Annotated in this window: 33 protein-coding genes; 21 read left to right on the top strand and 12 right to left on the bottom strand. The window is 58.6% G+C overall.

Going from position 1 to position 18,687, the window contains the following annotated elements; translation table 11 throughout:
- Nucleotides 1-12 precede the first annotated feature (12 nt).
- The 12 genes from nusG to NCHU2750_RS03075 form a co-directional block, all read right to left on the bottom strand.
- Entirely contained in the window at nucleotides 13-666 is a 654-nt protein-coding gene (nusG, locus tag NCHU2750_RS03130) for a transcription termination/antitermination protein NusG (protein WP_162939464.1), read from the bottom strand.
- Nucleotides 653-1,897, bottom strand: coding sequence for a helix-turn-helix domain-containing protein (locus tag NCHU2750_RS03125; RefSeq protein ID WP_119939125.1), 1,245 nt, complete (start codon nucleotides 1,895-1,897; stop codon nucleotides 653-655). The genes nusG and NCHU2750_RS03125 overlap by 14 nt, the downstream gene beginning before the upstream one ends.
- On the bottom strand, nucleotides 1,894-2,205 hold the full coding sequence (locus NCHU2750_RS03120; protein ID WP_119939124.1) for a hypothetical protein: 312 nt from the start codon (nucleotides 2,203-2,205) through the stop codon (nucleotides 1,894-1,896). The genes NCHU2750_RS03125 and NCHU2750_RS03120 overlap by 4 nt, the downstream gene beginning before the upstream one ends.
- Entirely contained in the window at nucleotides 2,202-2,522 is a 321-nt protein-coding gene (locus tag NCHU2750_RS03115; protein ID WP_119939123.1) for a hypothetical protein, read from the bottom strand. The genes NCHU2750_RS03120 and NCHU2750_RS03115 overlap by 4 nt, the downstream gene beginning before the upstream one ends.
- The gene (locus NCHU2750_RS03110; protein ID WP_119939122.1) at nucleotides 2,519-2,836 is read right to left on the bottom strand and encodes a hypothetical protein; all 318 of its coding nucleotides are present in this window, start codon (nucleotides 2,834-2,836) and stop codon (nucleotides 2,519-2,521) included. The genes NCHU2750_RS03115 and NCHU2750_RS03110 overlap by 4 nt, the downstream gene beginning before the upstream one ends.
- Nucleotides 2,833-3,075: a hypothetical protein gene (locus NCHU2750_RS03105; protein WP_119939121.1), complete on the bottom strand. Its 243-nt coding sequence runs from the start codon at nucleotides 3,073-3,075 to the stop codon at nucleotides 2,833-2,835. Before NCHU2750_RS03105 ends, NCHU2750_RS03110 begins: the two co-directional genes overlap by 4 nt.
- Nucleotides 3,072-4,475, bottom strand: coding sequence for a hypothetical protein (locus NCHU2750_RS03100; protein WP_162939463.1), 1,404 nt, complete (start codon nucleotides 4,473-4,475; stop codon nucleotides 3,072-3,074). Before NCHU2750_RS03100 ends, NCHU2750_RS03105 begins: the two co-directional genes overlap by 4 nt.
- Before the next feature lie 59 nt (nucleotides 4,476-4,534).
- Entirely contained in the window at nucleotides 4,535-4,759 is a 225-nt protein-coding gene (locus NCHU2750_RS03095) for a hypothetical protein (protein ID WP_119939119.1), read from the bottom strand.
- Nucleotides 4,756-5,004, bottom strand: a complete 249-nt coding sequence (locus tag NCHU2750_RS03090) for a DUF4031 domain-containing protein (RefSeq protein WP_119939118.1) — start codon at nucleotides 5,002-5,004, stop codon at nucleotides 4,756-4,758. The genes NCHU2750_RS03095 and NCHU2750_RS03090 overlap by 4 nt, the downstream gene beginning before the upstream one ends.
- Nucleotides 5,004-5,213 (bottom strand): hypothetical protein, encoded by a 210-nt coding sequence (locus NCHU2750_RS03085; protein WP_119939117.1) that lies wholly within the window; start codon nucleotides 5,211-5,213, stop codon nucleotides 5,004-5,006. The genes NCHU2750_RS03090 and NCHU2750_RS03085 overlap by 1 nt, the downstream gene beginning before the upstream one ends.
- On the bottom strand, nucleotides 5,197-5,661 hold the full coding sequence (locus NCHU2750_RS03080) for a hypothetical protein (protein ID WP_119939116.1): 465 nt from the start codon (nucleotides 5,659-5,661) through the stop codon (nucleotides 5,197-5,199). The genes NCHU2750_RS03085 and NCHU2750_RS03080 overlap by 17 nt, the downstream gene beginning before the upstream one ends.
- A gap of 263 nt (nucleotides 5,662-5,924) precedes the next feature.
- On the bottom strand, nucleotides 5,925-6,128 hold the full coding sequence (locus NCHU2750_RS03075; protein ID WP_119939115.1) for a transcriptional regulator: 204 nt from the start codon (nucleotides 6,126-6,128) through the stop codon (nucleotides 5,925-5,927).
- Nucleotides 6,129-6,224: 96 nt separating this feature from the next.
- Between NCHU2750_RS03075 and NCHU2750_RS03070 the strand changes: the two genes are divergently transcribed.
- The 21 genes from NCHU2750_RS03070 to NCHU2750_RS02975 all read left to right on the top strand — a co-directional run bounded on the left by NCHU2750_RS03070 (nucleotide 6,225) and on the right by NCHU2750_RS02975 (nucleotide 18,629).
- Nucleotides 6,225-6,569, top strand: a complete 345-nt coding sequence (locus tag NCHU2750_RS03070) for a helix-turn-helix domain-containing protein (RefSeq protein ID WP_119939114.1) — start codon at nucleotides 6,225-6,227, stop codon at nucleotides 6,567-6,569.
- 2 nt (nucleotides 6,570-6,571) lie between these two features.
- Nucleotides 6,572-7,249 (top strand): HIRAN domain-containing protein, encoded by a 678-nt coding sequence (locus NCHU2750_RS03065; protein ID WP_162939462.1) that lies wholly within the window; start codon nucleotides 6,572-6,574, stop codon nucleotides 7,247-7,249.
- A 210-nt stretch (nucleotides 7,250-7,459) separates the two neighbouring features.
- A complete protein-coding gene (locus tag NCHU2750_RS03060; RefSeq protein ID WP_119939112.1) occupies nucleotides 7,460-7,651 on the top strand; it encodes a hypothetical protein in 192 nt (63 codons plus the stop codon).
- Between the two features lie 77 nt (nucleotides 7,652-7,728).
- Nucleotides 7,729-8,145, top strand: a complete 417-nt coding sequence (locus NCHU2750_RS03055) for a hypothetical protein (protein WP_119939111.1) — start codon at nucleotides 7,729-7,731, stop codon at nucleotides 8,143-8,145.
- Nucleotides 8,142-8,456 (top strand): hypothetical protein, encoded by a 315-nt coding sequence (locus tag NCHU2750_RS03050; RefSeq protein WP_119939110.1) that lies wholly within the window; start codon nucleotides 8,142-8,144, stop codon nucleotides 8,454-8,456. Before NCHU2750_RS03055 ends, NCHU2750_RS03050 begins: the two co-directional genes overlap by 4 nt.
- Nucleotides 8,457-8,975, top strand: a complete 519-nt coding sequence (locus tag NCHU2750_RS03045) for a hypothetical protein (RefSeq protein WP_119939109.1) — start codon at nucleotides 8,457-8,459, stop codon at nucleotides 8,973-8,975.
- A complete protein-coding gene (locus NCHU2750_RS30310) occupies nucleotides 8,972-9,592 on the top strand; it encodes a hypothetical protein (protein WP_162939461.1) in 621 nt (206 codons plus the stop codon). Before NCHU2750_RS03045 ends, NCHU2750_RS30310 begins: the two co-directional genes overlap by 4 nt.
- On the top strand, nucleotides 9,585-10,343 hold the full coding sequence (locus NCHU2750_RS03035; protein WP_119939107.1) for a hypothetical protein: 759 nt from the start codon (nucleotides 9,585-9,587) through the stop codon (nucleotides 10,341-10,343). Before NCHU2750_RS30310 ends, NCHU2750_RS03035 begins: the two co-directional genes overlap by 8 nt.
- Nucleotides 10,256-11,590, top strand: coding sequence for a DNA cytosine methyltransferase (locus tag NCHU2750_RS03030; RefSeq protein WP_502703815.1), 1,335 nt, complete (start codon nucleotides 10,256-10,258; stop codon nucleotides 11,588-11,590). Before NCHU2750_RS03035 ends, NCHU2750_RS03030 begins: the two co-directional genes overlap by 88 nt.
- 23 nt (nucleotides 11,591-11,613) lie before the next feature.
- Entirely contained in the window at nucleotides 11,614-12,156 is a 543-nt protein-coding gene (locus NCHU2750_RS03025; protein ID WP_162939460.1) for a hypothetical protein, read from the top strand.
- Nucleotides 12,153-12,875, top strand: coding sequence for a DNA-methyltransferase (locus NCHU2750_RS03020; protein ID WP_205583872.1), 723 nt, complete (start codon nucleotides 12,153-12,155; stop codon nucleotides 12,873-12,875). Before NCHU2750_RS03025 ends, NCHU2750_RS03020 begins: the two co-directional genes overlap by 4 nt.
- Complete coding sequence (locus tag NCHU2750_RS03015) at nucleotides 12,872-13,147, top strand: Lar family restriction alleviation protein (RefSeq protein ID WP_119939103.1); 276 nt, start codon at nucleotides 12,872-12,874, stop codon at nucleotides 13,145-13,147. The genes NCHU2750_RS03020 and NCHU2750_RS03015 overlap by 4 nt, the downstream gene beginning before the upstream one ends.
- On the top strand, nucleotides 13,144-13,734 hold the full coding sequence (locus NCHU2750_RS03010) for a hypothetical protein (protein ID WP_119939102.1): 591 nt from the start codon (nucleotides 13,144-13,146) through the stop codon (nucleotides 13,732-13,734). The genes NCHU2750_RS03015 and NCHU2750_RS03010 overlap by 4 nt, the downstream gene beginning before the upstream one ends.
- Nucleotides 13,731-14,702 (top strand): hypothetical protein, encoded by a 972-nt coding sequence (locus tag NCHU2750_RS03005; protein ID WP_119939101.1) that lies wholly within the window; start codon nucleotides 13,731-13,733, stop codon nucleotides 14,700-14,702. The genes NCHU2750_RS03010 and NCHU2750_RS03005 overlap by 4 nt, the downstream gene beginning before the upstream one ends.
- Entirely contained in the window at nucleotides 14,695-15,447 is a 753-nt protein-coding gene (locus NCHU2750_RS03000) for a hypothetical protein (RefSeq protein ID WP_119939100.1), read from the top strand. Before NCHU2750_RS03005 ends, NCHU2750_RS03000 begins: the two co-directional genes overlap by 8 nt.
- Entirely contained in the window at nucleotides 15,440-15,910 is a 471-nt protein-coding gene (locus tag NCHU2750_RS02995; RefSeq protein ID WP_119939099.1) for a DUF4326 domain-containing protein, read from the top strand. Before NCHU2750_RS03000 ends, NCHU2750_RS02995 begins: the two co-directional genes overlap by 8 nt.
- Nucleotides 15,903-16,424 (top strand): hypothetical protein, encoded by a 522-nt coding sequence (locus tag NCHU2750_RS02990; protein WP_119939098.1) that lies wholly within the window; start codon nucleotides 15,903-15,905, stop codon nucleotides 16,422-16,424. The genes NCHU2750_RS02995 and NCHU2750_RS02990 overlap by 8 nt, the downstream gene beginning before the upstream one ends.
- Before the next feature lie 39 nt (nucleotides 16,425-16,463).
- The gene (locus NCHU2750_RS30305) at nucleotides 16,464-17,111 is read left to right on the top strand and encodes a hypothetical protein (RefSeq protein ID WP_162939459.1); all 648 of its coding nucleotides are present in this window, start codon (nucleotides 16,464-16,466) and stop codon (nucleotides 17,109-17,111) included.
- Complete coding sequence (locus tag NCHU2750_RS02985) at nucleotides 17,111-17,389, top strand: Arc family DNA-binding protein (RefSeq protein WP_119939097.1); 279 nt, start codon at nucleotides 17,111-17,113, stop codon at nucleotides 17,387-17,389. Before NCHU2750_RS30305 ends, NCHU2750_RS02985 begins: the two co-directional genes overlap by 1 nt.
- A 2-nt stretch (nucleotides 17,390-17,391) precedes the next feature.
- The gene (locus NCHU2750_RS02980; RefSeq protein WP_245480318.1) at nucleotides 17,392-17,760 is read left to right on the top strand and encodes a hypothetical protein; all 369 of its coding nucleotides are present in this window, start codon (nucleotides 17,392-17,394) and stop codon (nucleotides 17,758-17,760) included.
- Between the two features lie 74 nt (nucleotides 17,761-17,834).
- Complete coding sequence (locus NCHU2750_RS02975) at nucleotides 17,835-18,629, top strand: tyrosine-type recombinase/integrase (protein WP_119942875.1); 795 nt, start codon at nucleotides 17,835-17,837, stop codon at nucleotides 18,627-18,629.
- Nucleotides 18,630-18,687: the final 58 nt, after the last annotated feature.

Here is an 18,687-nt window from a genome sequence, read left to right as displayed (position 1 = left end):
TCAGATTTCTACTCACAAGGGCTCGATCATTTCAAGAGGGAAAATGCATGGCGTCAACTTCCCGAAGATATGAACCTCTACGATAGCGCCGCCCTTACCCATCGACACTATCGGTCCCGAGAAACCAACAAACGGACCTTCAATCACACGTACCGAAACGCCCTGGCGAAACAATGAAGATGGCTCCTTAGACCTTTCCCAGTCGAATAGCCCAGAAGCCGCCATGTCCATGTATCGGTTGACCTTTTCGTCACTTAATACATGTTGCCCACACCATCCTCCGACCATTCCTTTGACACCCTTGAAGCTCTGAAGAGCACTCGCCGCATGACCTGAAAATACACACCGAACGAGCATATATCCAAGCAAGACAGGCATCGGCTGAGGCGGCAATACCTTCCCACGGCGCTTACGCTCCGGTCCCATCCTCATCGGAACCAAGGCATGAATACCCTCTTTCTGCATGAGGTTTTCCACATCGTTTTCCCTCCCAAACTCAACTGCGATACAGAACCATCCCGCTTTCAGCCCTGATTCGGCAATCCAGTCGGAACCAGCCATACGAATGCAGTACTGACGATTCTTCCTCTCGTCGTCCTTCTTCCGAAGCAGATCCCAACCCTTGTCCGTTATCTGACCGGCAAAGGGGTTTTTAAGCTGCATCATTGTCCCGCCTCTCGATAAGCTGTCTCTGGAAATTTCGAAGCGCCTGAGCAACCGCCTCGTCTGGATCGTCGATGCCATCCGGCAGAGCCGGGAATTGCACGAAGGGAAGGCCGTTCGGCTCAGGCATCCATGGCCAGCAACGCTCATGGTGCAAACGCTTCCACGCCTCCCAGATATCGCCACCTACGGCAACCTTGTCGAAGGTTTGGCTGATGGCAACAATATGTGCAGGAACGTGAACAGGCCGGCGATCTCGCGCAGCCTCGTTGAGCCGAACTGCCTCTGGCCAGCCTTCCTTCTCGCGCTTGTCGCGCCAGATCACATCAGCCTTTTCAGGCTTGTTATCGAGTATCCGCTCTTCCAGCGGCGACAACGTCAGCGAGACAGGATTTTTCGAAAGCTCAGCCATGCGCAACGCTGACCACGGTCTCGAATACGGATTATGCCGTTCGGCAGACACAGAATTCCCGATCGCTTTCCCGTCAAGCCGCTCCCATGCCCGCTCCGCCAGATAGGTCGCCGCAGCCTTGGAGAACTTGCGCCCGCTCGCCTTCGCGGCAGCCAGATAATCAGGCGTCTTCACCTCGCAAGCCGACCGCTGCTCTTCGGTAAGATCGAACCAAGCCCGTCGTGTCGGCGCTTCAGCATCAACGGCATAGGTCGGCCAAGTCTTCCACCATGTGCGAAACCGCTTCTCCAGCGCCTTGGGATTTTCTTCCCCTTCAATCCCGCGCTCGCGCTCTCTCTCTTCTGGTTTTTCTTGGGTGGTTAAACTTGGGTCCTTAATAGGTGCCGATCCAGAACCGGCAGGGGGTGCCGACTCTGGACCGGCAGGGGGTGCCGGTATACCGGCAGGAGTACCCCCTACATTGTATGCCTGAATAGGATCATTTTCCTTCTCGTACGCATTCTGGTATGCGTCAAAGTCATAGCCAGAAGGCGGCGCGCGGTCATAAAGCACGCGGTAGAAGTGAGCCGTATCGCTCCCATCCTTCGTGTCCCGAGCGTGCTTTTCCAGAACGCCGATATCGATCAGGCGATCAATCGACGACTGCACCGTGGAGCGGGCGCAGGCCAGTTCCACGGACATCTTGACCTGGCTACGCCAACACCAGCCCTGCTTGTCGGCATGGCGCCCGAGAAGGCACAATACCTGCAGATCCTTCCCCTTCAGCCGAGGATCTGTGACGATCCAGCCGGGGATGATCGAAAACCTGAAATCATGGCTCATGCCGCACCGTCCACGGGCATTTCCTCCCCCTTACGCACCGCGCCCCACATCGCGAGCCGCGTATATTCGGTCGCCATCCGCACGGTCTGCGTCGGCAAGCCGTCTGCCGTCCGCGTTGCATCAATCTCGGCAAGTAGCGCCGAGAAATGGTCATATCCGGCTGCAAAGCCGCTGCTTTTCAGGATTGCGCCAATATCCAGCGAGTCTCGCTTGATCACGCCGAGCGGCACGCGGGAGAGCCATTCCGCTCGCTCTCTGTCGCTCTTGGCCGAAATGAGAATGTCGACAATAGGGAGACAACTACTCATGCCCGCGCCCCTTCCGACTCGCCCAAGCGTTTCACGTTTGCGCCGGTGCAAACCTCTGTTTCGCTTGGCTTTTCCGGTTCGAGATAGAACTTTTCGACGGACACCCCGAGCCAGCGGCACAAGGCGATCACCTTGCCGACACTGACCATCTGGCCGCCCATGGCGCGGGAAAGGTCGCTAATGGTCACGCCGATCTCATCACCTATGACGCTAAGGCCACGACTATCATTCGCCCGATGCGCCCGCAGCGCAGATGCGAACTTTCGAAGATCGTAATCGGCCAGCGAAGGATTTCTGGAATTTTGCAGACCGCTCATATCATCCGCTCCTGTCCAGATCCGCCAAGCAGGCGAATGCCGTGCGAGGCTGGATCAGCGTTCAGCGCCTTCCACAGCCGCGCGCGCGCATCGAGCGAGACAATCCGGCCCGCCAGAGCAAGCTCGAACTGTTCCGCCGTCACCCTGGCTCGCTTCATGATGGCCGAGCGCTCAGCAACGCGGGCTTCATCGAACGTCATCGCCTTCCGCCGTACGCTCTTGCGCTCGTCGGGGAATTCCGCCCGGTATCCGGCCATCTCGATGCGGGCATTGAGGAAGCCGCGCAGCATTTTCGGGGAGAAATCGGGTATCATGAGACACCGCCTTCCGAGCGCGTCAGCCCGGCAAGTTTGAGAAATTCGCGATATTTGGCCTCAACGGCACGATGCGCCGTTGCCTCGTTGTCCGCCCATCCATCGGTCGGCTTGCGGCGGCCGGTCACCCATATCGACCAGCGCCAGCGCAGCCCCGGCCGAACCGGAGGGTATATCGCGCCGACAATCAGCTTTCCGCTACGGAAGATCTGGCGGGTTTCTTCGGTGGTCCAACTCATGCCGCCACCGCCTTCCCGGCGCGCCATGCCTGCACCATGTCGGCCGCATTGGCATTGGCTGTGAGGTGCATACCCTCTGCCGTTGGCATCCACATGCCGTCATCCACCTGGTGGATGAGACCGTTCGCAGACATGGCTTCAATGAGGGCGACGGCGACACTGTCACGCACGCCGATACCACGCCTCAGCTTTACCGCGTCGAAAGGCTCAAGCTCTTTCAGCCACAAGATGGCGCGATGAATTTCCTCTTCCACGCGCTCTTCAGATGTCTTGCGCGGCGTGGTGCGGGTGAATTCTTCGTCCGGCTTGGCAACGGCGAAGGTGATCGGCGAGACATGCCCACCAGCGCCAGGAGGCAATGCCTCGGCAGTTTCGTAATGGTCATAAACCACACGGATCAACCGCGGATGACCATCACCATAGCTGCCGTCTTCGTTGCGCTCCCACACGAACCAGCCAGTATTCATCTGGCTGGATGCCCTGTTGCCCTGCCAGTCATCCCTGTGCATCATCGGCAGCCGGTGCGCAAAAGCATAAATCCGGCTCGGCGGATTTTCGTCCATAACGAACCGCCTGTCCGCATCCTCGTACCCGCATTGGAAATTGAGGTTGAGAAGCAGCGCCATCTTGCGTGGCTTATGTTCGCGCAGCGCATGGGCAGCATAGGCGTTAGCCACCCCGTAAGGCGGGTTCGTCACGATATCCCAGCCACCCTCGATAGCAATCGAGGTGAGAAAATCACCTACGCCCTGGCACTCCCCATGGCGCGTGGAGATACCGCGATCGACAAGGTCAGAGATCGTCACCTCATATCCGGCATCCTCAAGCGGACGCAGGATGGCACCGCGCCCGACACTGGGCTCCAGCACATTAAGGCCGAAGCTTTCCAGCGCCAGCAGCGTTCGCATGGCCTCGATAGGCGTCTCATAAAGATCGTCGCCACGCTCCTCTTTCGAAGCGGTTTTGGTGCCGATAGCATGGCCTGCCGCTTTTTTCAGTGCAGCCCGACTCGGCTCCACCCCTGCTTCGACGCGCGCCTGTATTGCTCGCTCGACAATACCCGGCTCGTGTTTTTCGGCGTCTCGCAGCTTGCGCGCCTCGTAAACCTGCTCTTTCGAGAGGCCGACATCTTCAAGCCGAAAATGGTGATCACCTTCCACCTTTTTCGGCCGACCAGCCGTGGCAACGGTACCCGCCGCCTGCGCCTCGTCGACCTGATCAGCAAGCGCGATCTTGGCGCGGCTTTCAATAAGAAGCGCATCTGCTTGCATCCGTCGCGCCTTGCCGATGAGCTGCTCGCCCGCCTTCACGCGGCTAGCAAAACTCGCCGCCGCTTTGGCCTGGTCATAGGCGCCGGAAGATAGCATCAACGCCGCTTGATAATCGCCTTCGTCGAGCAAAGCCCGAGCGCGGTCGACGGTTGCGGCAAGGTCGGACTGGTCGCGAACTAAAATATCGCTCATGACAGCCTCCGCGCGTGCGGATCACGCCAGCAGATGCCGCGTTCAATCATTTCGTTGACGTAGAAATCATAGGTGTCACGATCCCGGCAGATCGCCCCTTGTCCGGGCTCACATGAAGCCTCAGCCCGATAATGGAGTGTCACCACACGTGGATTGCGACGATGTGCGGCGTCGATCTGATCAAAGAGCTTTTGGCTCATCGGATGTTCAAAAACGCTCATGCCGCGCACCCCTGAGCTTTTTTCAGGAGTACGCGGCGAGAAACTTCGACCGCACCAAACCGGACAGCCTTCGCCCGATTGGCCTTGCATATGTCATAGTGCGGAGCACCCGGCTTGTTCTGGAACCAGCGCTTTACGCCCAGCCGGTCGGCCATGCCGTGCAGCTCATCAAGCGTATCCGCCGCCATGTGGCACATCATCATGCGGCCAATGCGATAGGACGAAGCGTCGACATAGACCGCCATCAGTGCCGCTCCTGTCCAAAGCCGCCGTCACGCATTCCCGCCAGCGCCACCTTGAGCCCCACCACCGCCGTTTCATCGTCGACGCCGGCAGTCAGCACCGCCGCAGCACATGCCACGGTCGCGATATCGACCGCCCGCATCGGATCATCCGGCAGCATCAGGCACAGTGCCGCGATCGTCTCGGAATCTGTCTTAGGTCCTTCCGCCATCAACTCCTCCGATCATCATGGCGTCGAGGCTGGCGAGATATTGCTTGGCCGCGACGATCCGGTTGCGGATCGCCAGGCGCTCGGCAGCATCGATGTGATTGTCTTCGATCGCGGAGGCGACAGCCCGAACGACATCGTCGAGCACGCCATCCAGCTTGAGAATTGCACTTGCGGTGACAGCGCCGAAGCTCGCCGGCTTCTCATCCTTGACGATCCGCGTCATGGCGGAAAGCAGAAAAGGATGCTCGCAGCGGCGGTCGAGTTCGACGGCAAGATCCAGCCGAATAAAGCTTTCACGCCACTCGTCGGATGGTGACGCATATTTCGTCAGCGTCGACGATGCGACGCCAAGAGCTTCGGCCGCACGGCTGACGCCGCCCATGGCCTCGTAAGCCGCAGCGGTCGCTGCCTTGATGATGGAAGCATTGATGTCTGAAATAGCGCGCACGAATTCGGCCCTGAGTTGGTCAAGGAAAAAGAAGACTGAAATGGATTCCGTGAGGTCGAGCGAAGGCCCGCCTATGGTGCGGCCATCAACTCATGGAGGCCGACATGCATACATCAGGAAAGCAATCGGCCGGGACGGTCCGCCAGACAGGGTCTGTCCCGGCCGAGTTGCCGCGCGTCGCGAACGCAGTACAGGCGCCGCGCGGTGAGCGGCGAACGGCAGGGAGGAAGAGCCGACGCCACGGGGAATGGAGAGGAGGCGCATCATTCGGCAGCCTCTGTCACAGGCCCATACAGGTCGGGACGAAGGTGATGACGAGATATTTTGGTTACTCGCTCGACCGATAAAACGCGTCCAGGCGGGATCACTCTCCACTGAGATATAGCAGATGGTTCAACGCCAAGCTCGTTGGCAAGAAACACCCTGCGTCCTCGTTCTTCGTCTAGCCATGCGATGAGCTTTTCCATGAGCGGCAATATTCAGCCACACTGAAGTTAAGTCAAGCTGAAATTTTCAGTGCGGGACCGTGGCGCTTATTCCGCAACAAGCACAAGATCAACGATATGAAAAAGGTCAAACCAAACTTCAAAAAGCCAAAGGCCCGCTATTTCTTCAAAGAGTGGCGGAAACACAGGGGCTTGACGCAAGAGGACCTTGCCGAAAGGGTCGGCGTTTCAACTTCGAGCATCTCGCAGCTAGAGCGGGGGTTGCAAGGGTTTACAGATTCAACGTTAGAGGCAATTGCGGAGGCACTTAGCTGTAAGCCGGGCGACTTGCTCATGCGTAATCCTCTAGATCACGATGCACCATGGTCGATCCTGGACACTCTTCAAAAAGCGCCGGAGGCAACGCGACAGCAGATCGTCGATTATGCAAACTACCTGATGAAGACCGGAACAGACAGGTAGATATGAGCGGCTGGCGTAAGGAATTTCATCTTCATGGCCAGCCTATTCCGGCTGATATGCGTATATATGAGCCTCGCCTAGAAGTAATGGGGCTATCTCGGAGAAAGAGTGATGGGGCCGCCTTCTGTAAAGGTAAAAACCGGTCTCTCTCTTTCCGGCCAGAGCCAAACAATAAGCACGATCCCAACGCCATCGCTGTCATCGCTACCTGGAAAGGTTGGCTTTTTTCAAAGCAAGCCCTTTTAGGTTACGTACCAAGGGAAGTGGCAGCACGCCTATCGGAAACGCAGCTCACTCATTCCGTCAATCCCCGACTGTTAAAGACATATGTTGGCCGCGATGGTTTTGTCGATATAGAATATCAAATCCTCGGGCCCTCTTCTGATTACGGTAGATATAAACCGAAGCCCGAACCACTCAGCAAACAGATCGCCGTCTCGGGCGAAGCTGGTGGAGACATCGAGAAAGACCTTCTAGCGGCGATCCTCGCCGAAGAGCGCGCCGGCTTAGGGGTTACAGCCAGAACGTTCCTCCCTTTAGCTATGCTTTACCGCAAACAGAAGCGGATAGATGAAGAATTAGCTCTCCTTCAGAGATTTGCTGGCCAAAAGGTAGCCAGAGGCAGGAAGCAAGAAGAGCTCCTAGAGCGCTTAGAGAAACTTCAAAAACGCTCGGATTAAAGCCGATTTGATTCGCAATGCGCTCAAGTCTCGCTGATGCTCGCGAGCCAACTTCACTCACACTGAATTTTTCTCTTGCCATAAATTTCAGTATCACTTAACTTTGGCTCCATCCAAGCCGCACGGAGCTTGGATTGCCCTCCGGCAGGCTGACGCGTCAATGCCCTGTGCGCGTCAGCCATCCGGCCAAGCAAACGGATGAAGAACCCCATGAAACAGCATAACTCGGTAATTGGCCGCAACATTGCCAACGAGCTGGCACAGATCCAGCGCGAGCGCGGCACAGGCATGACCAAGGCCGACTTCAAGGCTCTCGGCTACAAGGATGACCAGCTTTCCGAAGCCACGATCCAGCGCGCTGCGGAAATCTATGCCCGCGAAAGCGATCGACGGGCAGCTTGATCGGTTTCGGTGACCGGTCGGGCTCTCCGCCGAGAGCGATCACACCGACCGGCATCCGAACCTGATCGGAGGCCATTATGTCAGCCGCAATCGCACAATTACACCCAAAACCACTGTCGTCTCTGACAGACGAGCAGTTGGATGCCGCTCTGGCCGAGTGGTACGTTGACCTTGCTTGCCGCAATCGTTGGGGCGACACGCCCGAGGTTGCCTTGCAGGCGATCGACGAGATCCACGCGGAGCGGCTTCGCCGGTCTCTCGCTGTCATTCGATCCGGCCGCGCCCATCCCCATCTCCGGCTCGTCAAGCCGGACGAAAAGCCCATCGAGATACGCGTTATGGGCGCCGGGAAGACGCGCGCGGAGCATAAGCCATCGCGCGGCGTCTTGATCGGTGCATTCATAGCCCTGGCGATTGCCTTGCTCGGAGCAACTGCCATCGCCGGCCAGCGCGTTGCCGAACTCGAAACCCGTTACGGATGGGAGATCGTATGACCGCGACCATCCATCGTTTTCCGGTTCGTCCGAAGCCGCGCCCGGTCGATCCGCGCGAAAAGAACCTTCCGCAGCTGACCGAGGATCACTTCGAGCGCGAGCTCCGCGAGATCGCCCGCCGCCTGCATGAGGCTACCGGTCATTTCGGCATGCTCGCAACCGAGCCTGTCGGCAACAGCGCCATTACCGAAGGCTGCATAGCGCTACAGGCCGCGCTCTTCCACGCCCTGACGCTGGACGGATGCCGCAACGAAACCATGCCGCTGCGCCAGCTGCTTCTGTCGATGCACATGAAGCGCATGGAGGGTTGAGTGAATATCGAGACCGCGCGCAAGCTTTATCCGGAAGCCAAGCAACTCGCCGGCCTTGCCAGTGAGGAATGGACGGTCAGCTTCGATCAGAAGGATGGACGCCCGGAGATCTGTGCGCGCGATATGTCGACGGGCGAGATCATCCCGATCGCACACCTCACACCCGATTGCAGCTACGACGACCGGCTCTTGATGAGCAAGGCCCCGATGCTGGTTCGAGCGCTGGTCGCACTCTGCGAGCGGTCCTTCGAGGAAATCCGCAGGCTAAAACCCAAGGAAAACAAGCCGAAAGACTTCGCCGCCGAATGCGCCATGAAGTGCCAGAATGACCGGCTGTTCTCCGTCTACCTGATGGAAGCCCATCAGCTACAGGACGCCGCCGACGCCGAACGGATCAAGACCCGCGTCCGCTCGGTGCTCGGCATCAGCAGCATGAAGGAATTGAACGAGGATCCTGCCGCAGCTGCCCGTTGGCAAAATCTGCGCGGCGACTTTGACGCCTGGAGGCGCACACGATGACAGAGAATTCAACAGATAAGCCGTCGCCGGGAAACGAAACCATAACCGGAAGGACGGCTAGGGAGGAGGCTTGTCACCTCCTCCCGACTGAACACGAGCGCATTTGGCTTGAGCCGCCAGGCGCTCCGGACCGATGCTGGTGCCAGGACAACGTATGGGGCGACGAGGCCGTCGAGTTTGTGCGCGTTGACTTAATTACACCCGCTCCTGCGACGCAAATGGTGGGATTTCAAGAGCGCGTTGCAGCGGCCCACATAGATCTCTTCGACGGCGACCCGACCGATATTGCCGAACGCCGCGATCGGAACTTTGAAGAGGCATTGGAGACAGCGCAGGCTTTCGGAATGACGGCCGATGAAGCTCACCAGCTTGTCGATTACACCTTCAGCCGGCCAGTTGGCGATCCGTCCAAGGAAATCGGCTCCATGGTGCTCACGGCGTATTCCTTGGGCGTCGTCGCGGGCATCGACGTAACGGCTGCAGCCGAGGCCGACCTTACCAAGCTGCAGCAACCGGAGACTATCGCCCGCATTCGCGCCAAACGTGCCACCCGGCACGGTCGCGGACCGCTGCCCGGTCTCTCGCCAGACACCAAGGAGGGCCAGACCAATGGCTGAAAGACCGAAAATCGCCGATTTTGGCGTGGACATGAGAGACCTTGAACGGGTCCAGCGGCGGGTAAGAAAGTCTCTTACAGCTTCTCATTACGTCGCCAGCGCCCGTGACGTTCCAGTCATCCTGCACGCCCTGGCGCAGGCGCTCAGCCCTCCACCGTCACCACAAACGACGAAGGCAACGCCAGCAGCCTACCTGATCGAGATGATGCGGGAGCGCTTCGGATCGTCATTTGACAACGAAGCAACGTTCGACGGCGATGAACTCGAAGAGATCATTGCTGCCTTGGAGTGCCGCCAGCCGCCCTTACCACAAACGACGGGGCCGCAGGACGTATTCTCCGTCAACTATCAGGGCAATTCAATCACGCTGCATTTCGCAGAGATCAAGTCCGCTAAGGCTTTCCGAGATACCTTTCCGGCTGAGATCATCAATTCTGCGCCGAACTTTCCGTTCAACACGGAAGGCCAGCGTATCGCGGATGCCGTCTTGTCTTGGCTTGTGAAGTACGACCTTGCTGATGGAGGCGAAGAATACCGCGCCGCTGACGTCATCTCGATCCTAGATGACCTCGCGCCAGCGCCGCCGGCACATTTGCGGGTGCCGGACGGATGGGCATTGGTCCCGTTTAAACCTTCGCCCGAGATGGTCGAGGCCGGCAAAAGATGGTCTCCACTGCCGGAACAAGTCTGGACGGACATGATAGACGCAGCTCCGATCTCGGATGCCGAGCAAGAGAGCTTGGCAGAATGATCCGCGTCCTCGATCTTTTCAGCGCCGCGGCGGGCGGCTGGTCGCTCGGCATGCACCGCGCCGGCTTCACAACCATGGCCGCTTGCGAGTTCGTCGAATGGCGGCGCGCCCTCTATTCCCAGAACAACCCGGGAGTGCCGGTTTACGATGACGTCCGAACCCTTTCAGCAGATAGACTTGTTCGGGATGGTCACGGTCTACCCGACGTCATCGTCGGCAGCCCGCCGTGCCAAGACATCAGCAGCGCCAACACCAAAGGTAAAGGCGTCGAAGGTGAGCGCAGCGGCCTCTACTTCGACGCCGTCCGCCTCGTCGGAGAATGCCGCCCTCGTTGGTTCGCTTTTGAAAACAGCTCTAATCTCCGAACTCGGGGCGCTGACGCCGTCCTCGCTGCGCTGGAAGCACTCGGCTACGCCTGCTGGTCGTTCGTGGTTCGTGCTGGCGACATCGGAGCAAATCACGAGCGACCCAGATGCTGGCTCATCGGATGCGACCTCGAACAGGTTGCCGACCCCGGTAAAACCGAATGGTGGTCGTTCGCTCACGGTGGAAGCAATCGAGACTGGAAAGCGGGCCAATGGCGCCAAAGCCCAGATCGACACGCCGAACATGCTGAAACATGCATTCCAGATGCTTCCGACCCCTATGGCGTCGGACGGCATGAAGGATGGAGCGGGCGGCGGAGCCGGATCGACCTATCCGTTTCGGAAGATCCTGTCGGAGACAGCGATGCTCCCTACGCCGGTGAAGAACGACCGGAAAATGGAGCCGTGGTCGGAGGCGTATTCCCGTCGTCGATCGCCGAAACTAGATGCGCTGATGGACGGAGCATCGAAATTCGAGACCCTTCCGACGCCGACCAAGCGGGACAAGCGGATGGATGCATGGTCGCCAGCCTACGACAAGCGGAAATCACCGACGATGGACGCGGTGCTGGACGGAGCGATGACGGATCGAGCGTCCGACAAATGGCAGTACGCCCGGGAGATCGCGGCAACCCTGCAGAATGGCGGGCTGACTGGTCAATCGATGAGCTTGCCAGTCACCTACAACTGGATGATGGGCTTTCCGCCTGGGTGGCTGGCACGCGCATTGCGCTCGGCACTCCAAAAGGGACTTCTGCAGCAAGTCTCATCGTCGAAGCGTTCGGAGACGCCGTCGTCCCGCAAATCCCCGAAGCAATAGGGCTGGCGATCCTCCGCACGGAGCGCGCCTTGGCCGAAGTCTATGGAAGGATCGCAGCATGATAGGCTCATGTGCAAAACAGCGCGTGATAGCCACCATCGTCACGCCTGATGGGGCCAGCTTCATCGGGGAGAACGACTGCCTTGATGCGCAGGAAATCTGCCCGCGTGAAGGCATGGCGACCGGCGAAGGCTACCACCTCTGCAAGGAGGTCTGCCAGCAGGTCGGGCATGCCGAAATCGTCGCGCTTGCGAAGGCCGGCGACCGTGCGCGAGGCTCGTCGATCTACCTGCAGGGCCACACCTACATCTGCGATGCCTGCAAGGAAGCATGCCGAGCTGCGGGCATTTCCGAGATGTTCGTTTGCGCGCCGGCTGGCCCCGCCCGCCAGACGAATTTGCGTTCGCCAAACGTACCGGTTGCACCGCAAGACGCTAATACACCGCACGAACCGAATTTGGTGGGTGACAAGGAGGTGATCTCATCGCTTCGAAAGGCTGTCGAGCGGTTCACCGACTTTGAGCTTGAGATTGTTGCAGCTCTCGATGGGAACAGGCTGCAGTCGACGATCCGTAACGCGATGACCAAGGCTCAAGAAGTTCTTCGTTCGACAGAGGTGGCAGAATGAGGCTGATGCTTGGCGACTGCCTCGAGCTGATGCATGAGATCGAAGACGCCAGCGTCGATATGATCCTCTGCGATCTGCCCTATGAGACGACCCGCAACGAGTGGGACTTTGAAGTCCACCTGCCGGCGCTCTGGACACACTACAAGCGCATCTGCCGTGGCGCCATCGTTCTCACGGCGCAGACGCCTTTTGACAAAACCCTCGGGGCATCGAACCTTCGCATGCTCCGCTATGAGTGGATTTGGGAGAAAGGCAACGCGACCGGTCACTTGAACGCCCGCAAGATGCCAATGAAGGCACATGAGAACGTGCTCGTCTTCTATAGCCGACTGCCTACCTATAACCCGCAAAAGACTTTCGGCCACGAGCGAAAGACGGCTCTTCGCGAAGTTAACGCAAAGCAGAGCAGTAACTATGGACGCGTCGAAAAAAAGGCGCCTTACGACTCCACCGAGCGGTACCCTCGGAGTGTTCTGTTCTTCTCGAGCGACAAACAGCGGTCGAAACTGCACCCGACCCAGAAGCCGGTTGCGATGATGGAATACTTCATTCGCACATACACCAATCCCGGCGACGTCGTTCTCGACAATTGCATGGGCAGCGGCACGACCGGCGTGGCTTGCAAGCTCACCGGCCGGCAATTCATTGGCATCGAGAAGAACGCCCGATTTTTCGCAATCGCAGAACAGCGGCTCACGGCCGAAAGTGAGGCAGCATGACCGATAATCTTTTACCTTGCCCGTTTTGCGGCGGCGAGCCACTCATCATTCAATCCAAGCATGCCAACAAGCTATGGGCGCTGCATTGCAAGAACTGCGACGCTGGCCCATCAGCTTCACTTGGCCGCGACGAGGCGGTTGAGACATGGAACCGCCGCGCACCATCCCCCGAAACGATGGTGATCGGCAGCATCACCAATTACGAAATTACCCTTGGCGACCTTCGTCGCGCTCGCGATGTGCTAGCGGCCACCAAGGAGGGTCAGCCATGAGCCTCACCGCCGATCATATCCTTGATGCGCTGGTTTCCATCAGCGGCGACAAGATCTGGGCGACCGAGGTTCCATTTCGTGGCTCGACGACGCGCATCGACTTCTGGACCTTGGAGCCGACCCGATCCGCCGGATTTCGCGCTACGAGCTACGAGATCAAGGTTTCCCGGCAGGACTTCAAGCGGGACAGCGAAGAGAAGCAGGCAGGCGCGCTACGCTACTCCGACCGCTTCATCTACGTGACCCCGCCCGGCCTCCTGACAAAGCTAGATGTGCCGTCGTGGGCCGGCCTCATCGAGTGGGACGGTTCCACATGGCGCGTCGTGAAGCGGCCGCCCCGCCTGTCGAAGGCCGAGGAACCCGGATGGGGCTTGCTTGTGGACATCCTGCGCAACAGCGGCCAGTGCCGGCGAGACATCGCCATCATGACCCTGCGCATTCAGATGGCAGAACGCCAGGCGCGGCAGAACATCGGCCAGCACGCATTCGGCTTTTCTACCCATTCACGCTGGAACCAGCGCTTCGCCTATCGCGCCCTGCGGGACGATCGCACGTTGCCGAGCATCAAATCGAGGAGCGGATCATGACCGACAAACTTGCACTGGAAAAGGCCATCGACTTTATCGAGAGCTTGACGCGCGATCCGCTGTTGTTGCCCGACGATATCGAGATGACACTCGACGACGTGCAGGCACACGCCCGCATCGAGCTTGCCAGCATCCGGAAGGTGCTGGCCGCCTCGCCCCAGGAACAAATGACGGGGACTGATGCGCCATATCCAACGATCCCGGTTTCCGAGATCGATAATATCCGCAATGCTTTGCCCGGCGTCACTCCCGGCCCTTGGTCGTACACAACTGGCGATCTTGTCCGCGTGAAAGCCGGAGACGTTTGCGTTGCTGGCGTCCACCGGATCGGGCGTCAGGATGAGCCTGCGCACTCTAACGCCCGATACCTCGCGGCGGTCAACCCGGAAGCGATCACCGCCATCCTCTCATATTGCGATGCTCTCAGTGGCCCGACCGGATCAGGCCCAGCCCCGCAGGAACATTTGGAAGGCAGGTTCCGCGCAGCCTTGGAGCAGATAGTCGCTTTACGTGGCTACCAGGGTGAGGACATGGGCAGGGTCGCCGGCTATGGCGTTGCAGCCTCCATCGCCGAAGATGCCCTACGTCTGGCGACACCCTCACCACAAATGACGGGCTGGCCTATAGATACCGATGATCAGGTTGAAGCGCTTGCGCGTGAATGCGACTTTGACAATCGGAAGTACATGACGCCGGCTGACTACTCGATCTGGTGTGAACGTATGCGGAAGTTCGCCCGCTTGGCTGCTAGACATTTGGCGGGCTGGCAACCAATCGCCACAGCCCCGACCGATGGCCGCGACCTAATCATGACATCCACAGATTGGAACGGCGATATCCTCGTCGGCAGCTTCGCGTTCGGCAAGTGGCGTGAGAACCCTTCGCCGGAAGGATGCTCGTTCACGCCGACGCACTGGATGCCGATCCCGCCAATGCCGGGAACCACGGAGGGCCAGCCAGATGCTTAAGCTCTCCGTCGAAAACAAAACGTTCGATATCCCTGACCTCAACAAGTTCAAGCTTGGTGATAAGGTCATCTGCGATGCTACTGTCCATTATGATCGCTTCGAAGGGGTCGTTGTCGGCATAGAGCTTCAGCGATTGTACGGCTCAGAAATCCTCACGCCGAGCATCACCTTGCTGGAAGACGGCACGCTAACGGATGGCTTCAAGCCTTCTGATCTTCGTAAGGTTGACGCCGAGCCATCCCCCTCACCGAATTTGGTGGGCAATTGTGGCTCCATACCGGAAGACATCATGGAAGCGGCACGTGACGCCGCGGGGCACGTGTATGACCCTCATGAAAGCAGAGGGTCATACGAGTACGTTCGCGATCTGATCGCCTGCGCCATCCTTTCCGATCGGCAGCGCTGCGACCCCGCCCGGCAGACGAAGGCGGAAGACCTAAGCCCAGAAGAAACCGCCATCGCAACATGCGAGGCATGCGGCAAGCACATTCAGGAAGGCGAGCCATACCTGTGGGGGCCGGAAACGGATCTCTGCGGAGAATGCGCGCCAACCTATCAGGCGCTGATCGACGAGCCAGAAGGCTTCGTCAATGCCGATGGCGAGCCTCTGACGCCCGAGCAGTGCAGCGCATGGTTCGACGAGCATATCGCCGGCGGCGGCAAAGCGACCGACAGCATCGCTACGGTTGACCGCACACCGGTCGCGCCGCCCCAGGAACCCACGGAGGGTCAGGACGATGCCTAAGCTCCACAACCGCCATCATCGCACAGCCCCTGCAGATGCAGTCTACATCGGTCGCGGATCGCCATACGGCAACCCGTTCGTCATCGGACGAGACGGCGATCGTGACGAGGTTTGCGAACGCTTCCGGTGCGAAGTCCTGCCGAACCTCGATGTCAGCGCACTCGCCGGAAAGGATCTCGTCTGCTTCTGCGCGCCGAAGCGGTGCCACGGCGATGACATCCTGAAAAAGGCGAACGCAGCGCCACCCTCACCGCATGTGCTGGCCACGATCGTGGCCAATCTGAACCCGGAAGAGGCCATCGACGATAGCGTATTGCGGGACATCCACCGCCGACTTCAGACTTGGGGAGAGACCAATCCAGAGCGCATGGTCTCTGTCTTCCATCGCAATCTTGTTTTGTGGGCCGTCGTCAAGAGTATCGATGCTGCCATCGCTGCGGCGAAAGGTTCTTCCAATGCCTAATAACGTCATCAATGAAATCGTCCTTCATGGCGCCAAGCTCGACGACGTGCGCCAGCACCTGTTTAACAAAGATGGCCGGATGAGCTTCGAGGTTCTTTTGCCCTTGCCGCTCAACTTCTGGGCAGGATCGGTTGGCCAGGAGCACGAGAAAGCCTTTCCGGGCACGCACCTGAATTCGGCCCGCGAAGTCTGGGGAACGAAATGGGACGCCTACGGCGAACCAACGGCAGAGGAAACGGAAGCCGGCGTCGTGATCCAGTTCCAGTCGGCTTGGAACCATCCTCGCGGCTGGGTGTGCGCCCTGTTCAACACCCTCATGTGCGACATGACGGCGAGCTGGCTTAGCGAAGGCGGTTGGGCCGGGCACGTCGAGAAATACGTGGTGAAAGACAAGTGGGGGGAAATCCGCTGGATCGACGAAGAGATAGCGGATGGCTCGCCGGAGCATCGTCGCCTGCACAAGCTCCTATGGGGCGTCGAAGAGTTTGCGGAGGATGAAGCCGATGACGAATGAACAGAACCCCGCCCCGCAAACGAAGGCGGAGGGCCGCCGATGAGCCTGCTTCAGTCAATCCGCTGCAAACTCGGCAAGCACCTTTGGAAACCTGTCCGTAATCGACATTGGGTGCAGAGCGAATGCGTCCATTGCGGATCGCATGGGGCTACCCACTTCATTCCTCTCATGAAGAGCGTCGACGATTGCGAAGGCTTTGATGATCCCGATGAGCGTTGCCCGCGCCATCCGAATGACTGCCTGTGCTGGGACGCTAAAAACCTCGCCGTGCCGTCGAATTTTCGGGTGAGTGAGGGAATGGTTCGCAAGGGCGGAATCAACTCGTACCCTAGCAATGTGATCTCGCGGCCTGACCCACCGGGACCAACTCAAGTTCATGTACCAATAGCGCTGGTGTGGACTCCAGAGGGTCCATTTACGCGGGTCGCAGTAACTGACAAAGGTGTCTACACAATCATATCCGTGCTTCCGGGGTACCAACTCTTTACTCCAGATTGCGAAGGGAAGTCCCGGCACTGCTTCAGCTCGACCGAAGCAGAGTATGCTGCACAAGCTCACTACAATTCCCACGGAACGATCACGATCAACGTAAGCATGAGCGACGCATCAGGCGATGAGTATATTCGCTCGATCGTGGAAGAAGGTGTCCGCCAAGCGCTCGCTGCACGCAAAGAGGTATCGAAATAATGGCATCTGATTCCGAACGCCGCGCCAAGCTTCCGTGGGGGCAGGACGCCGAGCGTGTGCACCTGAGACTTCCAGACGGCCTCAGAGATCGCTTGAAGCGAGTTGCCGAACTGAATGGCAGATCAATGAATTCCGAAATTGTAGCAAGACTTGAAGCCTCCCTTGGATCTTCGGCGCCAATCGATCCGGAAATAGCGCGCCTCTTGGAAAGCCACATAAATGCGAAAGTTGCCGAGCGACTCAAAGATATTGCGAAAAGCATCGGGGGAGAAAAATGATCATGCCTGAAATCGGCGATGATGACCCGATCCCACTGGCTAAGGCCGCGCAGCTGTTCTTCCACGGCCACTTGACGAAATCCTCGCTTCGCACAGAAGCTGCAAAAGGCAATCTGGAGATCATCCAGATTGCCAACAAGGACTTTGTCACCCGCAACGGGATCAAAAGGATGATTGAAAAATGCCGCAAAAGCGAAGACCGGCCCGCCTCTGGCTCAGACCAGACACAGGCACATGGTTCATCAAGGACGGAAAAAAGCGTTTCGCCACAGATTGCGCTGAAGCAGATGTTGGCGCAGCGCAGGAAAAACTCGCAGAATACATCAACGAGCAGTACCGACCGCACCGCAGCAGTCGTTCCTCTGAGGTAACCGTATCAGACGTTCTGATGGTTTATGCAGAGGAAAAGAGCCCAAAGACGGCGCGTCCGAAAGAGACGGACGCCATGATCGACCGGCTTGCCGACTTCTATGCCGACATGCTGCTGACCGAGATCAAGGGTCAGACGCATAGGGACTACGTTGAGGATCGGGAAAATTCAGGCGGCGCCCGTCGCGATCTGGAGGTTCTCCGCGCGGCAATCAACTACTATCACGCCGAGAACACGCTCGACATGGTGCCCAAGGTAAGCCTTCCGGAGAAAGGCACGCCGCGCCAAAAGTGGCTCACGCGCCAGGATATTGCGAAATTGCTGCGCGCCGCGCGGCGAGAGCGGAATTGCCGTCACATTGTCCGATTGATCATGATCGGCCTCTACACCGGAACGCGCCTATCGGCGACGTTGAACCTGCAATGGATGCCGAACACGACCGGCGGCCATATCGATCTCGGTCGAGGCGTGATCTATCGGAGAGCCGAAGGCGAGAGGGTCGCCCACAACAAGCGTCGCACACCTGTTAAGATCCCCCCTCGCCTTCTCCGCTTCCTTCACCATTGGAAGGCGAAGGATACTGCTATCGACGAGGCCGGCAATGCCGTGACCCTTCGATACGCCGTTACCTATCGCGGCGAAAAAATCACGAAGCCGCACAAGGCATTTCGGACCGTCCGAGACGCCGCCGGTTTCGGCGATGACGTAACGCCGCATGTTCTGCGCCACACTCGCGCGACTTGGCTTGCGCAGGCCGGAGTAGAAACAGAACAGGCCGCAGCATCTCTCGGCATGACGGCGGAAGAGTTTGAGCGCACCTATTCACACGCCAGCCCTGACTTCCAACAGGCTGCTGCGAACGCGTTCTAGAGGCCGTCCGGAAACCGTCCGGATGACGAAACGGTCCGCAAACGGTCCGTTTATTTAA

The organism is Neorhizobium sp. NCHU2750 (assembly GCF_003597675.1).
Classification (GTDB): Bacteria; Pseudomonadota; Alphaproteobacteria; order Rhizobiales; family Rhizobiaceae; genus Neorhizobium.
This window is presented reverse-complemented; position numbering and strand designations above follow the sequence as displayed.

Excerpts from the sequence above, each read along its gene's own strand:
- NCHU2750_RS03050 (WP_119939110.1), top strand. The coding sequence starts at position 8,142 with ATGACCGCGACCATCCATCGTTTTCCGGTTCGTCCGAAGCCGCGCCCG.
- NCHU2750_RS02990 (WP_119939098.1), top strand. The coding sequence starts at position 15,903 with ATGCCTAATAACGTCATCAATGAAATCGTCCTTCATGGCGCCAAGCTC.
- NCHU2750_RS03015 (WP_119939103.1), top strand. The coding sequence starts at position 12,872 with ATGACCGATAATCTTTTACCTTGCCCGTTTTGCGGCGGCGAGCCACTC.
- NCHU2750_RS03110 (WP_119939122.1), bottom strand. The coding sequence starts at position 2,836 with ATGATACCCGATTTCTCCCCGAAAATGCTGCGCGGCTTCCTCAATGCC.
- NCHU2750_RS03125 (WP_119939125.1), bottom strand. The coding sequence starts at position 1,897 with ATGAGCCATGATTTCAGGTTTTCGATCATCCCCGGCTGGATCGTCACA.
- NCHU2750_RS02995 (WP_119939099.1), top strand. The coding sequence starts at position 15,440 with ATGCCTAAGCTCCACAACCGCCATCATCGCACAGCCCCTGCAGATGCA.
- NCHU2750_RS03075 (WP_119939115.1), bottom strand. The coding sequence starts at position 6,128 with ATGGAAAAGCTCATCGCATGGCTAGACGAAGAACGAGGACGCAGGGTG.
- NCHU2750_RS03105 (WP_119939121.1), bottom strand. The coding sequence starts at position 3,075 with ATGAGTTGGACCACCGAAGAAACCCGCCAGATCTTCCGTAGCGGAAAG.
- NCHU2750_RS02985 (WP_119939097.1), top strand. The coding sequence starts at position 17,111 with ATGGCATCTGATTCCGAACGCCGCGCCAAGCTTCCGTGGGGGCAGGAC.
- NCHU2750_RS02975 (WP_119942875.1), top strand. The coding sequence starts at position 17,835 with ATGATCGACCGGCTTGCCGACTTCTATGCCGACATGCTGCTGACCGAG.
- NCHU2750_RS03065 (WP_162939462.1), top strand. The coding sequence starts at position 6,572 with ATGAGCGGCTGGCGTAAGGAATTTCATCTTCATGGCCAGCCTATTCCG.
- NCHU2750_RS03030 (WP_502703815.1), top strand. The coding sequence starts at position 10,256 with ATGGTCTCCACTGCCGGAACAAGTCTGGACGGACATGATAGACGCAGC.
- NCHU2750_RS03070 (WP_119939114.1), top strand. The coding sequence starts at position 6,225 with ATGAAAAAGGTCAAACCAAACTTCAAAAAGCCAAAGGCCCGCTATTTC.
- NCHU2750_RS03120 (WP_119939124.1), bottom strand. The coding sequence starts at position 2,205 with ATGAGTAGTTGTCTCCCTATTGTCGACATTCTCATTTCGGCCAAGAGC.
- NCHU2750_RS03020 (WP_205583872.1), top strand. The coding sequence starts at position 12,153 with ATGAGGCTGATGCTTGGCGACTGCCTCGAGCTGATGCATGAGATCGAA.
- nusG (WP_162939464.1), bottom strand. The coding sequence starts at position 666 with ATGATGCAGCTTAAAAACCCCTTTGCCGGTCAGATAACGGACAAGGGT.
- NCHU2750_RS03055 (WP_119939111.1), top strand. The coding sequence starts at position 7,729 with ATGTCAGCCGCAATCGCACAATTACACCCAAAACCACTGTCGTCTCTG.
- NCHU2750_RS03060 (WP_119939112.1), top strand. The coding sequence starts at position 7,460 with ATGAAACAGCATAACTCGGTAATTGGCCGCAACATTGCCAACGAGCTG.
- NCHU2750_RS03010 (WP_119939102.1), top strand. The coding sequence starts at position 13,144 with ATGAGCCTCACCGCCGATCATATCCTTGATGCGCTGGTTTCCATCAGC.
- NCHU2750_RS03095 (WP_119939119.1), bottom strand. The coding sequence starts at position 4,759 with ATGAGCGTTTTTGAACATCCGATGAGCCAAAAGCTCTTTGATCAGATC.
- NCHU2750_RS02980 (WP_245480318.1), top strand. The coding sequence starts at position 17,392 with ATGCCTGAAATCGGCGATGATGACCCGATCCCACTGGCTAAGGCCGCG.
- NCHU2750_RS30310 (WP_162939461.1), top strand. The coding sequence starts at position 8,972 with ATGACAGAGAATTCAACAGATAAGCCGTCGCCGGGAAACGAAACCATA.
- NCHU2750_RS30305 (WP_162939459.1), top strand. The coding sequence starts at position 16,464 with ATGAGCCTGCTTCAGTCAATCCGCTGCAAACTCGGCAAGCACCTTTGG.
- NCHU2750_RS03005 (WP_119939101.1), top strand. The coding sequence starts at position 13,731 with ATGACCGACAAACTTGCACTGGAAAAGGCCATCGACTTTATCGAGAGC.
- NCHU2750_RS03115 (WP_119939123.1), bottom strand. The coding sequence starts at position 2,522 with ATGAGCGGTCTGCAAAATTCCAGAAATCCTTCGCTGGCCGATTACGAT.
- NCHU2750_RS03090 (WP_119939118.1), bottom strand. The coding sequence starts at position 5,004 with ATGGCGGTCTATGTCGACGCTTCGTCCTATCGCATTGGCCGCATGATG.
- NCHU2750_RS03000 (WP_119939100.1), top strand. The coding sequence starts at position 14,695 with ATGCTTAAGCTCTCCGTCGAAAACAAAACGTTCGATATCCCTGACCTC.
- NCHU2750_RS03085 (WP_119939117.1), bottom strand. The coding sequence starts at position 5,213 with ATGGCGGAAGGACCTAAGACAGATTCCGAGACGATCGCGGCACTGTGC.
- NCHU2750_RS03035 (WP_119939107.1), top strand. The coding sequence starts at position 9,585 with ATGGCTGAAAGACCGAAAATCGCCGATTTTGGCGTGGACATGAGAGAC.